At 60.0% G+C, this 15,092-nt stretch carries 13 protein-coding genes and 1 pseudogene; 4 read left to right on the top strand and 10 right to left on the bottom strand.

Translation table 11 applies throughout. The features are described from left to right. Positions 1-472, top strand: a pseudogene (locus AC6CIG_RS29450) (hypothetical protein); the annotation flags it as partial. Between the two features lie 140 nt (positions 473-612). Here the strand turns inward: AC6CIG_RS29450 and AC6CIG_RS29445 are convergent. The 9 genes from AC6CIG_RS29445 to AC6CIG_RS29405 form a co-directional block, all read right to left on the bottom strand. Then, positions 613-2,010, bottom strand: coding sequence for an MmgE/PrpD family protein (locus AC6CIG_RS29445; RefSeq protein WP_498324360.1), 1,398 nt, complete (start codon positions 2,008-2,010; stop codon positions 613-615). Beyond that, positions 2,007-3,116, bottom strand: coding sequence for an NAD/NADP octopine/nopaline dehydrogenase family protein (locus tag AC6CIG_RS29440; RefSeq protein ID WP_498324359.1), 1,110 nt, complete (start codon positions 3,114-3,116; stop codon positions 2,007-2,009). The genes AC6CIG_RS29445 and AC6CIG_RS29440 overlap by 4 nt, the downstream gene beginning before the upstream one ends. Before the next feature lie 92 nt (positions 3,117-3,208). After that, complete coding sequence (locus AC6CIG_RS29435; protein WP_498324361.1) at positions 3,209-5,056, bottom strand: ABC transporter ATP-binding protein; 1,848 nt, start codon at positions 5,054-5,056, stop codon at positions 3,209-3,211. A 20-nt stretch (positions 5,057-5,076) separates the two neighbouring features. Next, the gene (locus AC6CIG_RS29430; RefSeq protein ID WP_498324358.1) at positions 5,077-5,955 is read right to left on the bottom strand and encodes an ABC transporter permease; all 879 of its coding nucleotides are present in this window, start codon (positions 5,953-5,955) and stop codon (positions 5,077-5,079) included. Then, positions 5,952-6,893 carry an ABC transporter permease gene (locus AC6CIG_RS29425; protein ID WP_498324357.1) on the bottom strand — a complete coding sequence of 314 codons (942 nt, stop codon included), beginning with the start codon at positions 6,891-6,893 and terminating at the stop codon, positions 5,952-5,954. The genes AC6CIG_RS29430 and AC6CIG_RS29425 overlap by 4 nt, the downstream gene beginning before the upstream one ends. After that, complete coding sequence (locus AC6CIG_RS29420; RefSeq protein WP_498324356.1) at positions 6,890-8,011, bottom strand: NAD(P)/FAD-dependent oxidoreductase; 1,122 nt, start codon at positions 8,009-8,011, stop codon at positions 6,890-6,892. Before AC6CIG_RS29420 ends, AC6CIG_RS29425 begins: the two co-directional genes overlap by 4 nt. Continuing rightward, complete coding sequence (locus AC6CIG_RS29415) at positions 8,008-9,384, bottom strand: FAD-dependent oxidoreductase (RefSeq protein ID WP_498324355.1); 1,377 nt, start codon at positions 9,382-9,384, stop codon at positions 8,008-8,010. The genes AC6CIG_RS29420 and AC6CIG_RS29415 overlap by 4 nt, the downstream gene beginning before the upstream one ends. Next, on the bottom strand, positions 9,381-9,680 hold the full coding sequence (locus AC6CIG_RS29410) for a (2Fe-2S)-binding protein (protein ID WP_411926839.1): 300 nt from the start codon (positions 9,678-9,680) through the stop codon (positions 9,381-9,383). Before AC6CIG_RS29410 ends, AC6CIG_RS29415 begins: the two co-directional genes overlap by 4 nt. After that, positions 9,661-10,770 (bottom strand): NAD(P)/FAD-dependent oxidoreductase, encoded by a 1,110-nt coding sequence (locus AC6CIG_RS29405; RefSeq protein ID WP_498324354.1) that lies wholly within the window; start codon positions 10,768-10,770, stop codon positions 9,661-9,663. Before AC6CIG_RS29405 ends, AC6CIG_RS29410 begins: the two co-directional genes overlap by 20 nt. Positions 10,771-10,849: 79 nt before the next feature. On the opposite strand from AC6CIG_RS29405, the gene AC6CIG_RS29400 reads away from it, so the two are divergent. Continuing rightward, positions 10,850-11,767, top strand: a complete 918-nt coding sequence (locus AC6CIG_RS29400) for a LysR substrate-binding domain-containing protein (RefSeq protein ID WP_498324353.1) — start codon at positions 10,850-10,852, stop codon at positions 11,765-11,767. A gap of 76 nt (positions 11,768-11,843) precedes the next feature. Here the strand turns inward: AC6CIG_RS29400 and AC6CIG_RS29395 are convergent, their stop codons facing one another. Beyond that, positions 11,844-13,403: an ABC transporter substrate-binding protein gene (locus AC6CIG_RS29395; RefSeq protein WP_498324352.1), complete on the bottom strand. Its 1,560-nt coding sequence runs from the start codon at positions 13,401-13,403 to the stop codon at positions 11,844-11,846. Between the two features lie 473 nt (positions 13,404-13,876). Here AC6CIG_RS29395 and AC6CIG_RS29390 point away from each other — a divergent pair, with 473 nt between their 5' ends. Then, a complete protein-coding gene (locus tag AC6CIG_RS29390; RefSeq protein ID WP_155251006.1) occupies positions 13,877-14,542 on the top strand; it encodes a DUF433 domain-containing protein in 666 nt (221 codons plus the stop codon). Then, complete coding sequence (locus tag AC6CIG_RS29385; RefSeq protein WP_027991992.1) at positions 14,539-14,952, top strand: DUF5615 family PIN-like protein; 414 nt, start codon at positions 14,539-14,541, stop codon at positions 14,950-14,952. The genes AC6CIG_RS29390 and AC6CIG_RS29385 overlap by 4 nt, the downstream gene beginning before the upstream one ends. The last annotated feature ends 140 nt before the right edge of the window (positions 14,953-15,092 follow it).

Genomic DNA, 15,092 nt, shown 5'->3' with positions numbered 1-15,092 from the left:
GCTTGCCGCCGTTGTAGCCCAAGAGGAAGCCGCCGAAAATCAGGACCTAGCTGCGGAGGACGGCGACGATTCAGCCGACGACGTGTCGTCCTCAACCACTCGCCACAGGCAGCTTCGCGAGGTTCGTTACACAGAAGTTATCGAACTTGTGAAGTTTCTGGACGGGGACACAACGTTCGCGACCCAGCATAGCGTCAAGGGGGCCGAATTCGAGAATGTGGTGGTCATTCTTGGAGGCGGATGGAACCATTACAACTGGCCCCGACTGCTCGAACTCATCCATACCCAGGCACTCAACGCGAAAAACGCAAAAGGGTATTACAGAGCCCGAAACCTGTTCTACGTCGCTATATCTAGGCCCAAAGTGCGGCTCGCTGTTTTAGCAACCCAAACCCTTCCAGACGACGCATTGCAGGGAGCTATAAAGCTTTTCGGCGCTGAGAATGTCGCAGTCCTTAACCTGCCAGAGTGACCGTGACCAGGAGAGCATACGTGCCCGAAAACATCTACAACATTTACCTGATATTTGAAGGCGAATCCTGCAGATCGCTCAAGTAAAAAGTCCATCCTCACACGTTCACAGATGACGATGCCGCCGTCCGATTTCTTCACTCAATCACAAAAGGTGCGGGGAAATTCGCGCTTACACTTGATGCTTGGCATCAAGTGTGAAATGTCGCCCGCACAGGCTTTGTTCATCGCTGCCAGAATTCTGTCCTGATGATCCGCGGTCAGGGAAAAGCGCGTCGCGGCGCGGAACTTGGCCTCGAGTTCTGCCGACGACAGGGGATCACTTGCCTCCCCTTTCGGAGCGGAAACATCCGAAACAAAATGCCGCCCCCTCACCGTCACCGTGACCCGAGCCAATGTTTCGGTAGGAAACCGCGCATCGAAATCCGCGTTCACTGACAGTGTGACTTTTCGGGCCACATCGACGACTGCGCTTTGCCCCAGGACTGCTGGTGTAAGCGGCAGAAGTGCTTGAGACCCCTGAAGGGTCACAAGCGCAAGGCAATACGGGATGCTGTATTGCACATCGACAAGATTTGTCGGGTTATCCCGGTTCGAGATGCGCAATGCACCGCTGGTGCTCTCGACCTCGATGGCGTCGATTGCACGCGGATCGATCGAATACCGACCTACAACTTGAAGCAAGGCGTCAAGCGGCGCGTGTATGTGACGGCAGCATGCGTAGAGTTTGAAATAGGTATTGCAGATATGCGGATTGACGCCGAGCCGGAGATCCTCGGAAAACCGGTAATGTCGCGTGCTGTCGAGGATATTGCGCGGTCCCGTATGTCCCGCTTCGGCGAGGCTCAAGGCGACCAGCCCCGTGACCACCGACCACGGTATGCCTTCTTTCACATCGCTCGCTTCGGGAGCCGGATTTCGAGGCACCGGGGCGCTGGCAAACAACTGGTTGGGTGAACTTTCGCCGGCGATCGCCAGGGCATGCGCCAGTATCTCGGGCGCGGTGCCGTGCAGAACGGCTGCCGTGGCGACCACAGCGTAGGACGACCACGTCCCGGTATTGCCGTAAGTGGTGCGCGCGGCACCGATGGTGACGCCGACCTCGTAGCCTATGATGATTGCACGAAGGGTATCTTCCAGCGAGGCGTCCGTCTCACTGGCGATGGCAAGTGCTGTGGGAATGACCGCCGCGCCCGGATGACCGCGCGCCAGTCGATGCCCGTCGTCCAGGTCCAGCGCTGCCGCCGCGGCACTGTTTGCCCAGGCTGCACCGACAACCGAACTGGTCGTACCGGAAAACCAGATTGGCACGTCACCGGCGGCCATTGTTGCCAAAGCCGTCTTTCGAGCCGCAAGCACGCCGGGCTGGTTGATCCCCGAGGCGGCGGCGCCGAGGAGATCGAGAATGCATCTTAAAGCGGCCTGACGGGGAAGATCCCCCACCGGCTGCCGGCGCGCTGTATCGATATAAGATACAACGTGCGCCAGGTTGCTGTTTTGATGGAAACCGTCATTCACCTCGTCAGATGTCCCGCTCATTGTGATGCAGCTTCTTTCCCGGTCCCATTAGCCGAAGAGCGGGCAGGGTAACCTTCCACGACCAGCCGCCGGAGCCGGTCGCTGTCCAAGGCTCCAAGTTCGCCGAGGATATCGTTTTCCGCGGCGAAATCGCGCCCGTAGCACGTCTCAAGCAACTCAACCCCGCACTCATGAAGCCGCGCGCTTGCCCCGGAAATTCGCGCGAGATGCAGCATCGGCATGAGACCGAAGGGCACGTCTTCGAGGACATAGCGTGTGTTGATATTCTTGGGGCCTTGCGGATCTTTGCCGCTGGCTGCCAGATTGGCGTAGATTTCCGCCACGGAGTCTCCCGAAGCGCCGTGCGACAAGGCCGAATGATCGAGGATGGTGCGCACCGTCTTGCCGAATGCCGAGGCGATGGCGATCCGTTCCTGGTCCAACCGCTCCAACAATCTCGCGACGGCAGGTGTCATGTTGGAGTTTTGACCCCACGTCTCTCCCCGCTCAATCCGCGTCAGATTGCAGAGCGCAATACCCATGTGGTTTTGCGGATTGAGATTGCTGAGTGCGATCGTCAGCAGGTCGTCCTTGAGCAGGAACCTGTCGCCGAAAACCTCGGCACATATCTTGTAAGCACTATCCGCGCTCCGAACAGGCACGACCGCCATATCGACCTTCGAACGGATTGCGCCGACCCTGACATGCAGTCTCGATTGCGCCTTGGCCGTCAGCAGTGTCGTGTTCCAGACAGCGATCGGAATCTGAAGCCCACGCTCGCTCAACTTCTTCGCAAGATAGAGCGCGGCGAATGAGAGATGCGCGCTGATGACGACGGTATGGCGGGCTTCCAGATAGTCTACGAGTTCGTCCAGAACGCGCCGGTAGCCATAGGCGGGCAAGGCCAGGAGGATGACATCGAACTTCACCAGATCCGCGGCTCCCTCAGCCACCTGAGGATGGAACTCTCCTTCAATGGCTCCCGACACCTGCAGGGCCTTGCCTTCGCGAAGTTCCTTCGTACCATTTCCCGAAGGAGACCACAGCCATGCCGCATGCCCATTCCCGGAAAGAAATGCCGCATATCCCATGGCGATAGCGCCGGCTCCGGCAATACCTACACGCATCGTGATTTTCCTTTTTACTCAGCCTGGCAAGGAGGCCGAAGCGGCCTTCGATTTCCGGCCCGATCAACCGGACCATCGCGTGTCCAGAGACTTCAATCGACCCGATAGAGATGACCGGGCGAGGCTTCACGATACTGCCGCACCGCTGGCTGGTATCCGACGGGCCGGACAGGGCTCTTCAGTTCATCGACGACCATGTTGCGTTTGATCCTGCGCCGTGCCGGGTCTGGCACCGGCACGGCTGCTATCAGCTTCCTGGTGTAGTCGTGCTGGGGGTTGTCGAAGACCGCCGCGCGCGGGCCGATTTCGACGATCTCGCCGAGATACATGACTGCGACGCGGTGGCTGACCCGTTCCACGACCGCCATGTCATGGCTGATGAACAGGAATGCGAGATTGAGGCTCTGCTGGAGATCCAGAAGCAGATTGCAGACCTGCGCCTTGATCGAGACATCGAGTGCCGACACCGCCTCGTCTGCAACGATCACCTTCGGGTCAAGCATCAGCGCGCGGGCAATGGCGATACGCTGGCGCTGGCCACCTGAAAATTCATGCGGGAAGCGTGCCATCATATCGGCTGACAGGCCCACTTTTTCCAGAAGCATCGCAGCCTTGTCACGGGCCTCGCTCTTAGTTCCGAGACGGTGCTGGAGAACGGGCTCCATGATTGCGGCGCCGATGCTCATGCGTGGGTTGAGCGACGCATAGGGGTCTTGGAAGATCATCTGGATGGATCGGCGCATCGCCCGAAGCGCCGACTGGCTGAGCTTCATGACGTCCTGGCCGTCGACCGTGACCTTGCCACCGGTCGGCGTGATGAGCCGCGTGATCGAGCGCCCGGTCGTCGATTTGCCGCAGCCTGATTCCCCCACGATCGACAGCGTCTCGCCTTCGAAGAGTTCGAACGAAACATTCTCGACCGCATGCACCGCTCCTGTCTTTCGGCCGAACGCGCCGGACCGGATATGGAAGCGGGTCGTCAGGTCCTTGACTTCGAGGATCGGTCTCTTCGCGCGTGCGACAGTGTCGGATACCTTTGCCAAGGGAACCTGCTGCCCCGTCGTCATATCAACGGTGGGAAAGCGAAGCGGCAGGTCGCGTCCACCCATCGAACCCAGCTTCGGTACCGCCGACAGCAGCGCGCGGGTATAGGGATGTTGACCACGATGGAAGATGTCCTCGGTCTTGCCGGCCTCTACCGCATCGCCGCGATACAAAACGATGGTACGATCGGCAACCTCGGCCACCACGCCCATATCATGCGTGATGAAGAGCACCGCCATGCCCTCTTCGTCCTGAAGCGTCTTTATCAGATCGAGAATCTGCCCCTGGATCGTCACATCGAGCGCCGTGGTGGGCTCGTCGGCGATCAGCACCTTGGGCCTGGAAGCCAAAGCCATGGCGATCATGACGCGCTGGCGCATGCCCCCGGAGAACTGATGTGGATATTCGTCGAAACGGCTTGCAGCATTTGGAATGCGGACCTTTTCGAGCAGCCGGATAGCCTCCGCTTTTGCCGCGGCCTCGGTAATGTCCGTGTGGACGGTGAGCGCCTCGGCAATCTGCTTTCCGACCGAAAAAATCGGGTTGAGCGAGGTCATCGGCTCCTGGAAGATCATCGAAATGTCATTGCCGCGAACGCGGCGCATTTCCTCTTCCCGCAGCGAAAGCAGGTCGCGGCCATTGAGCATAACCTGCCCTTCGATCCGGCTCGATTCCACGGACAGCAGTCGCATGATCGAAAGCGAGGTCACGCTCTTGCCGGAACCGGACTCGCCGACGATCGCAACCGTCTCCCGCGCGGCAATATCGAACGAGATGTTGCGGACCACGTTCTTCCATCCGTCGCCGGTCCTGAAGGAAGTATTGAGGTTGCGAACCGACAGGACCGGTTCGCGAGCCGGTGCGGTGAACCCTGCTTCCTGGCCAGAATAGTGCATCGGGCTTTCGCTGATCAGGTTCATCCCTGGCTCCTTGTTTTGGGATCGATCGCATCGCGGAGCGCATCACCAAGAATGTTCAGTGCAAGCACCGTCAGAAGAATGGCGAGCGACGGGAAGACAACCAGCCACCATGCGCTCCGGATATTGTCGAATCCTTCGCGGATCATCCCGCCCCAAGTCGCGGTCGGTGGAAGGACGCCGAGACCGATAAAGGCCAGCGAAGCTTCGGTACGGATCGCCGATGCCATCCAGAGAGACGCCACGACAACGATGTCCGACAGGATGTTGGGGAGAATATGCACCCGCATGATGTGCAGGGGCGTATAACCCAGTGACCTGCCGGCCTCGACAAAGTCACGGCGCTTCATGGCGATCGTCGGTGCCCTTGCAACACGTGCGAACGGTGCCGTCTCGGTAATCGCGATGGCGATGATGAGATTTTCGAAACTCGCACCCAGCATGGCGGCGACCATCAGGCCGAGCAGAAGCGTCGGGAAGGAAAGCATCACGTCGACGATGCCCATGACGATCTGGTCGAAGACTCCGCCGATATAACCGGCCAGGATTCCGAGCGCCGATCCGACAACCATGGCGATCAGCACGGACAGAAAGCCGATGGAAAGCGAGATCCGTGCGCCATAGAGCAGACGCGAGAGAACGTCGCGACCGTAACTGTCGGTACCGAACCAGAAATCCGATGACGGCGGGCTCAGGCGATGAAGGATGTTTTGCTTGAGCGGGTCATAGGGCGCGATGACCGGGGCAAAGATCGCTACAAGAACGATCAAGGCAAGCAACCCGATACCGATCCAGGCGAAACGATTGCGGCGGAGAGCCCTCAAGACAGGGCTGGATTGCCTGGCCGGCATGCTTTGGGAAATGGCAAAGTCGGTCATTGCGCATAACTCACTCTGGGATCGACGAGAGCGTAGATCAGGTCGGTTGCGGTATTCACGAGGATCACGAATGTTGCGAAGACCACCATCAAACCCTGAAGAAGGGTGTAGTCGCGCGACTGGAGGGCGCCGAGGATCAGCTTGCCGAGACCGGGCCTCGTGAAGACGATCTCGGTCAGCACGGAATTGCCGATCAACGTGCCGAAATACAGTCCGACCACCGTCACGATGGGGATCAGGGCATTGCCGAGAGCATGCCGCATGATGAGCTTCCTCGGCTTTACCCCCTTGGCCCGCGCAGTCCGGATGTAGTCCTCACCCATCACATCCAGCATTGATGAACGGGTCACCCGCGCGATATAGGCCGTCATGATCAGCCCGAGATTGAGGGCCGGAAGAGCAAGGCTGCGCAGATGGCTAAGCGGATCTGTGGAGGCCCTGCTCATGACCGGAAGCCATTGCAGCCAGACGGCGAAGGCGAGGAGCATCAATATGCCGGAGACGAAGCCCGGGAAGGACAGGCCGACGAGAGACAGGATCCGGCTGACATAGTCCGGCCACCGATTGCGCCTGACCGCCGCCACGACGCCGAGCGGAATGCCGAGGAGTGTCCCGATCAACATCGCAGCCAGCGCCAGTTCCAGCGTATAGGGAAGGACCAGCGCCACTTCTTCCAGAACCGTGCGCCCACTCGTCATCGAGCGACCGAAATCACCGCTGAGCATGTCGGTGACAAAGCGCACATACTGAACCGGAATGGGCTGATCGAGACCGAGCTGCGCCCGAAGGTTCTGCAGTGTCTGTGCGCTTGCCCGATCGCCCAGCATGGCTACGGCGGCATCGCCCGGAACGAGCCGGACCAGGATGAAGACCATGGTCAGCATTGCAAGCAATGTTGGAATGGCCAGGAGAAGTCTCCGTATCACATAGCCGATCATGCAACTGCCCTTTCCTTGGCAAGGCGTTCGACGTCAAAGGCGCCGAGGTCGAGATTGGTCCGGCCTTCGCAGACGAGATCGGCAACCACCCTGCCAACCGAGGGTACAAGCTGGAAACCATGGCCGGAAAATCCGAAGGCATGAACGAGGCCGGTCGCCTTGCGCGAGAACCCTATGACCGGCAGGTGGTCCTCCGTCATGGCCTCCATGCCAGCCCAGGTCCGAACGATACGCAAGCCCTTCAGCGCAGGAAACAGACGCACAGCGGCGCCGACCGATGCTGCCAGCGCCACGAAATCGACGCTCGCCGACTGCCGGTCACTGGCAAGCCGGCCCTGCGATCCACCGCCGATCACCATCGTCCCTTGAGCGGTCTGCTTGAAGGAGAGCTTTCTCCCGAGCGAACTGACGACCGGCTTGACGCGCGCCTGCGTGCGCTCCGTCACCACCATCATCGAGGTGCGAATGGATTGGCGGACAGGCTCTCCGGCCAGCTCTGCGACCCGGTCTGCCCAGGCCCCGCCGGCATTGACGACGGTTCCCGCCTCGATGACGCCGACTGATGTCTCCGCGATCCATCGGCCGGCCCGGCGTTGCAGGCCGGTGAGCAGGCATTGTTCGACGATCTTCACGCCCGCGCGCAACGCGGCATCGCGGAAGGCGATGATCGTGCGGTGCGGGTCGGCTGAACCATCGACGGCGACCCAGGCGCCACCAAGACAATGAGGTGAAAGATCGGGCACAAGTTCCCGCATCTCATCGCCGCCGATGACCGTCTCGTGCGTAAAGCCCTTGGCTTCCAGACCACGAATGCGGGCCTGGATCTTGGCCAGCGCAACCTCGTCCTCCGCGACCTGCAACTGCCCGCAGGCGATAAAACCGCAGTCGTCGCCCACAAGCTCGTTCATCTCGTGCCAGGTCCCGGCAGCCTCTAGGCTGAGTGGCAGTTCAGCCGGATCCCGGCCGAGCGTGCGGACCCCTGCGGCAGTCGCGCCTGAAGCATGCCGGCCGAGAAAATGCCTCTCCACAAGAATGACCGACACGCCGCGCCGCGCCGACTGCAGGGCCGCCGACAGACCATGCAGCCCTCCGCCGATGACCAGAAGATCCGCATTCATAATACGTCTTCCAGATCACCGAGCGCCGCGATCTCGCCGAGCGTCACAGGCTTGAGCGGTGGGCGAATGTTGAAGAAGCTGACGTCGCGAGGCGGGATTCCGTGCGCTTCCGCGACCAGCGCCTGAACCGAATAGCCGCATTGCCGGCCTTGGCAGGGTCCCATTCCGCAACGGGTCGCAGCCTTCACCGCATTGGGATCCGGCGCGCTGACCTTCGCGACGGAACGGATCTGCGCAGCAGTCACCTCTTCGCAGCGACAGACAATCACCTCGTCTGCAATGCTGGCCGTCGGCGGCGGATAGAGCGCGTCGAGAAACGGGCGCAACGCACGCGCGCTCGCAAGGCGCTTGTCCAGACCGGCTTTATGCCGTTCACCTTCCGCATCGAAGGAAGCATCGAGATGCTTGGCGATCCCAAGTCCCGCGATTTCGCCGGACAGCGTCGCTGCCAGCCAACCACCAATGCCGCCAGCGTCGCCTGCAACGAACAGTCCAGCCTTGCTGGATTCGCCCCATCCGTCGAGCTGCGGAGTGAAATAGTTCTGCAGCTCATTCCATTCATGGGCGCATCCGAGCGCCATGGTCTCATGGATGCGTGGCACCACGCCCTCATGTACGAGGAGAATGTCGGCCTTCACCTTGCGTCGCTCGCCCGCCGACTGCCATTCCAGATATTGCAGCCGCCCATCGCCCCCAGCGCGGAGGTCATGGAAACCGCGCACCATCTTGCCGCTCTTGCGCAAATCGCGAAGCCAGCGTGCTCCCTTCAACAAGCCGGGAATATCGCGCCACGCACCAGTAAGCTTGGTCAGAGCCGCGAGACCCGGCTTGCGCGACGTATCGAGGAAACCTGCGATACGTCCTTTGAGACCGAGGAGCTGGGTCGCATAAAGCAGCGGCAGCGGCCCGGCGCCTGCAATCCATACGTCGCCTTGCGGCAGCATCCCTCCGGACTTGAGCAGGATTTGCGCCGCCCCGACCGTCATCACGCCGGGAAGCGTCCAGCCCGGGAAAGGTACCGGCCTTTCCTGGGCGCCATTCGCGAGCAGAACGACGCGCGCGCCGATGCGACGGGCATTTCCTCCTGACGTCAGGAACAGGTTCCATCCTTCTTCGATCTGCCAGACCTGGGTCTCGGGCATATAATCGGCGCCGCAGGCACGAAAGGCCTGCACCAGCGCGTCTCCCTTGCGATAATCAGTACCCAAAGCCTCGGCTACCGGCCCGGAATTGCGCTCAACGCCGCGCCAGATCTGGCCGCCCGGTGCGGGTTGCTCGTCGATCACCGCAACGGACGAACCGTTTTTCCGGAGCCGGATTGCAGCCGACATGCCGGCGGGCCCAGCGCCAATCACCACCACATCGTATTTCATTTCGAGATCTCCCGCGGCCCGTGCTGGCTTTCGATTCTCATGCCCGGCGCCACCGGAACGAGACAGCCCTGCATCGAGGCGTTGCCATCGACGGTCACCAGACACTCGAAACAGACGCCCATCTGACAATAGGGCAAGCGGGGTGTTCGGCTGACTGTCGATCCTCGTCCGGCTCCAGGAGCACGCAGCAATACGCTCGCCACCGTCTCGCCATTCCAGGCGCCGATTTCGACGCCATTGACGCGGACGATCATGTCCGAAGCCTTTCCAGGCTTTTCATGCACACTTTTGAACATTGAATCTTCCATTGGAAAAAGCTGCCAGATCCTCGGGCAGATGACCGCCGGCCATGGCCGGCGCGATGACAGCGGCATGGACCGCAGCAAGCGTCACGCCTGAATGACAGGCTGCCGCGAAGAGACCCGGATAGTCCGCCGATTCCGCATAGATCGGTGTCTTGTCGAGTGGAAGGACACGCAGACCCGCCCACTGCCTGACAAGCCGGGCCGACCCGAGTGCCGGGATGATCCGCGTCGCCCTTTGCGCCAGTTTGGTTGCCGACGCCGCCGTGACGCTCGTATCGGCAATCTTCTCGTTCGTCGCGCCGATCATCACCGTGCCGTCGGCACTCTGCCTCAAGCCGCTGCCGGGAAAAGGCAGGATGGGTGCAATCCGCTCCGTGACAAGGATCTGCCCCCGCTCCGATTTCATCGGCATGGCCAATCCAAGCGGCTCGGTCAGCGCCGGCGTTGCAAGCCCCGCGGCAACAACGACGCGCGGCGCCTGCAACTCACCATGCGGTACGATCACGCGGAACCCGTGGGAGACCGGTACAATCCCTTTAACCGGACTGCGAAATTCGATCTTTCCCCCGAGAAGCATGATCGCGCGGTGCAAAGCCGCCAGAAGCTGCAGCGGGTTCACATGGCCATCGAGCTTGCAGTAGCTCGCACCAACGACATCGGGACCCAAGCCCACCGCAGGCAGCATGCGCTCCAGCGCACCGCGCTCGATCATTTCCGTGTCGGCCTGCGCACCTTGATTATGGGTTCGTTCGTTGATGGCGGCCCGGTTCGCATACTCGGTTTCGCTCAGACAGTAGACCAGCCCTCCGGGCCGTTCATAGTCCACGCGATCGGCAGCGACCGTCGAAAGTTCATTCCTGAATACGGGCCAGAGATCCGAGCTCTGGCGGGTCAACGCGCTATAGGCGGGCGCGTCGGACCCCTTGCCCTGAACCCAGACCAGGCCGAAATTTGCCCGGGCAGCACGCGGGTCGCGATCCGCTCCGTCCAGAACAACGACGCGCTTGCCTTTCAGCGCCATTCCATATGCCAGTGCCGCGCCGACCACGCCCGCGCCGATAATGATGACGTCTGCGTTCAAGTCGTTTCTCCCCTTCTTTCTTGTCACAATCAGCGCCTAGAGGTAGAAAGTCAAAGTCGCTTATTTTGCCATTGTATTCGTGAGGGTTATACCAGTGAGAAATCCCAGCTTGAGGCAACTGGAGGCGCTGATGGCCGTGGTCGAGGCCGGTACGGTGAGCAGGGCATCAGATATCCTGCGCATCTCGCAACCGGCCGCGAGCAAGCTCATCCAGGATTTGGAGGCCGACACCGGACTGCAGCTCTTTGAACGCGACAGCGGCCGGCTGGTGCCGACAGGCCGCGGAATGCGGCTCTACGAAGAGGTCGAACGCATCTTCGGTGGAGTTCATCAGCTTGCGCGCGCAGTGGAGGCCATCCGCCGCGAAGAACACGGGCAGTTGGTCATAGGAACGATGCCGGCGCTATCCGGGCCGTTCATAACCAGGGTTCTCAAATTGTTTCGAGCCCGTCACCCCGATGTCTTCGTGTCAGTCGAAGCAAGGAGTTCGCAGTTCCTGACCGAGGCTGTCCTCCTCCGTCGGCTCGACGTGGTGATGGTCATCAGCGGGCTGGAACATCCCTCCGTCGTGGGTGAAGCTCTCAAAAGCCCGCCGGCGGTGGCGATACTCCCGAAAGGACACCGCCTTTGCGAGAAGAAGGAATTGACCCCGCTCGACTTTGCAGACGAACCATTCATCGCCTTCGGCCCAACAAGCATGATGCGCAGGAAAGTGGATGCAGCGTTTGACGCTCATGGCCTACGGCCCAGGATCGTTATTGAAGCGACGACAGCACCGAATGTCGCCGAATTTGTAGCCGCCGGGCTCGGTGTGACAATCGGCGATCCCCTCTCCATGGAAATTGTCGCCGACCGGGTGGCCATCCGTCGCTTCGTTCCTGAAATTGCGTTCGAATACGAGATCGTCCGGCCGGTTCGCGCCCGCAACAGCAGCCTCGTCGCCGATTTCGTAGCCGCCGCACATTCCGCGGCACTGAGTACGACGATCGCTCCATGACAAAAACGGCCCCGGACTGTGCCATCCGCACGGATGCGGACGCCCAGGCCAAGGCCAGACAGGGGAGTTTGATCGTTCAGCGTTTCAGCGTCGTCTTTTCGGTGATCGGCGGAGCGAGATTGAGCGAGCCCTTCAATTCATAGCCATAATCGAGCGCCTTGCTGTGTACCCAGACCTGCATCAGGCTGAAAAGCGGGACCCCGCACACCTGCTCGAAGATCTTCTTCTGGGCGGCCGACCACTGCTTCAGCCGCTCGTCATCCGAGGTTGCCCGCCGCGCCGCGGTGATTTCGGCATCGGCCGCATCGCAATGGCCGAAGTTCGTAACAGCGGTCGGTTTTCCGATCGCAGCATCCGAATGGTAGAACTGACTGAGATAACTATCCGCTACCGGATATCGCGCAGCGCCGTAAAACACGACGTCGCCCAGGTCCTTGCGGATCTGTTCCTGGTATGTCGGATGATCGACCACCTTCATCTGCAGATCGATGCCTGCCTCGGCCAGTTGGGCCTGGATGACTTCCATGATCGGGAGCTGTGACGAATTCGAGGACACGACAGCCGAAAGCTGCACACCCTTGGGGAACCCGGCCTCCGCAAGCAGTTTCTTCGAAGCGGCGGGATCGTATTTATAGGTCCAGCTGCAATCCTCTCCTAGATAGCCGGAGGGAACGACCGAACACCCTTTCGGGCCAACGCCGGCGCCGACGAACTGCACGATCTGGTCGACATTGATGGCTTGCGCAACCGCCTGACGGACCTTCACATTGTCCAGAGGCGGACGAGACTTGTTGAGGAATACGGTGCGATATTCGCCGGGTGCGAAAATATCGACGACCGCACCATCCCACGCCTTTGCCTGGTCTACCCACCGCTGTTCGCGCTTGCCGTAAATGAGATCGAGCTCGCCGGAACGGAACGCCAGCTCGCGGCTGGAGTCGGTCGGGATGAGGTCGAACCTGATACCGTCGAGCTTCGGCGCGCCCCTGAAATATCCGGGAAAAGCCTTCAGCTTGACGGCCTGCTGCGTGATCGCGCTTTCGAACATGAAAGGCCCGGTCCCGATCGGCCGACTCTTGAAATCCGCGCCGAGCTTTTCAAACGCCTTTTTGCTGATGATATTGCCGCCATGATAATTGGCGATGAGACCGAGAAAACCCGGTACCGGCTCGCTCAGTGTAATCCTGACCGTCATCGGATCGACTGCATCGATCGATTTTACACCGGAGAAATCGCTTGAGAACGACGACGTTTTCGGATCTTTGGCGCGCATCAAGGAGAAGACCACGTCTTCCGAGCTCAGCGTGCCGTAGTCGCCATGGAATTTGACATTCGGGCGAAGCTTGAAGGTCCAGACCAAACCATCGGGCGAAGAAGTCCAGCTCTCTGCCAGATCCGGTTCGATCTTGGCAGGGTCCGCGCTACCGGGTGGGAAACGCACAAGCCCGTTAAACATCCAGGAGACGAGCGTTACATCCGCGGTTGCAGTTGCTCGCGTCGGATCGAGCGTTGAGATATCCGGCGCATTAATCCCGACCCGGAGCGTTTCCGCTACCGCAAGCTGAGGTGCGACCGCAAATGTACCCAGCGTTAAAGCAATTGCGGCCGCATCCATCTTAATATTCTTCAGTTTCATGTTCACCTCCTTGTTATGATGAGATCCGGCCACGTTTCACTATAGCTGTCAAAGTCGCTTACTTTAGACCGGTATTCGCGGAGGTTATATGGCCCGGTTAGTACGCCAGCTGCTCGGTGCAAAGTTGCCACCGAAGGTGCCGCGTCCCTCTCGGCCAACCGGCAGTCCCACTACAATCGCCGGAACAGCGCCATCACCTTAAGGGAGTGAGCAACAGCTCAAGTCTTAAAGAGATGGAACCACGGACCACAGTATCCGCTATGGAGCAGTTGAAGGGATTCGAACTTGCGGCCCCCTATTTCGTTGCTGGACCTCTGAGATGTAACGAAAATTCAGAACGTGGTTTGCGACCGGCGCTGCTTTTCCCGTAATGCCCTACCGCGATTTCTATCAGCCGGCGCTAGCCGTTCCTCGTCAAGGCCTTGAAATCTCTGCCTACTGATTATATATTCCGGCACATCGGAAGAATTAATATGGAGGCCCACATGCCCGCAGTTGCGGAAATGCTGAAGGCGAGTGAGGCTGCCGTTGTCTCGCGCGTGAGCCTACGCGACATCAATCGCGTCATCGACGAACACATTCTCCCAGAGGCCTTCGTTTCGCTCGACAACGGTCGTCATATCCTGGCTGGGGCCTGCTCGCTCATCTCCTTCTATTTCGAAAGCGCCCGCCGTCTCACCTCGGAAGAACGACTGTTTGCCATCCGGACGGCAGAGGATCGACTAGCAAGAGCGCGCACGCTCCCTTGGCCGGCTTTGTTGCGCGAGGACTGGACTGTGCACCACGAGTTCCTGACGATCGATCTTATGCCCTTTATGAGAGGTGCGAGCGAACGGCTGGACGACCTTGCCGCGGCGCGAGAGATCGTCACGTCCTCTCCCGACATTCTTGGCGGCACACCTGTCGTGCGCGGCAGCCGCGTTCCGGTCTACGATGTTGCCGCATCGCAGGCCGCCGGTCATTCAACCGAGCGTATTCTGGAAACTTGGCCGAGCTTGGACGCGGAGAAGATAAGGCTCGCTTCAATCTATGCCGAAGCGAACCCCTTGCGCGGCCGGCCCCGCGCCTTCGGCGACCTTCCCGAAGGCTCGGTCATCATCACAGATCGTCGCGTCCCCCGTCGCAGGAAAACGGGATGAAGTATCTGATCGATGAGTGTCTCAGTCCTGAACTGGCAAAAATGGCAATCGAAAAAGGCCACGGCGAAACAAGCCATGTCGTCTGGATGAAATTGGGCGGCCTGAAGGATTGGGAGCTTAAGCCAATTATTCTTGAGGGCGACTGGACGTTTGTCACGAAGAATTCGGTCGATTTCCGCGGATCAAAAGACAAGCCAGGCACCAAAGGGCAATACGCCGACGTCGCTATCCATGCCGGGCTGATCTGCCTTAACGGTCCGCCCGGTATGGACCTCGACATGCAGATCGAGCTGTTCGAGCAGGCATTGATCGAACTCGACAATGACGATGATCTCGTCAATCAGGTGCTGGAGATTTCGGTCGAAGACGAAGACCTCCATGTGCTTCGGTACGCTCTGCCGAAAGAGTAGTCAAAAAGGCCGGGGGGCGGAGCTAAGCCACTAAACCAGTGAGCTCACTCACGCTCTGTCGCTAGGGCATTTTCCAAGAATTTAACCGACTGCGGCGCGGTGTTTCAGTCGATACATTATGCGACCTTCTGAGTACGGAA

Source organism: Sinorhizobium sp. GQ132, assembly GCF_059758575.1.
Note: the sequence above shows the minus strand (reverse complement) of the source record. Positions and strands in the feature narration are given on the sequence as shown.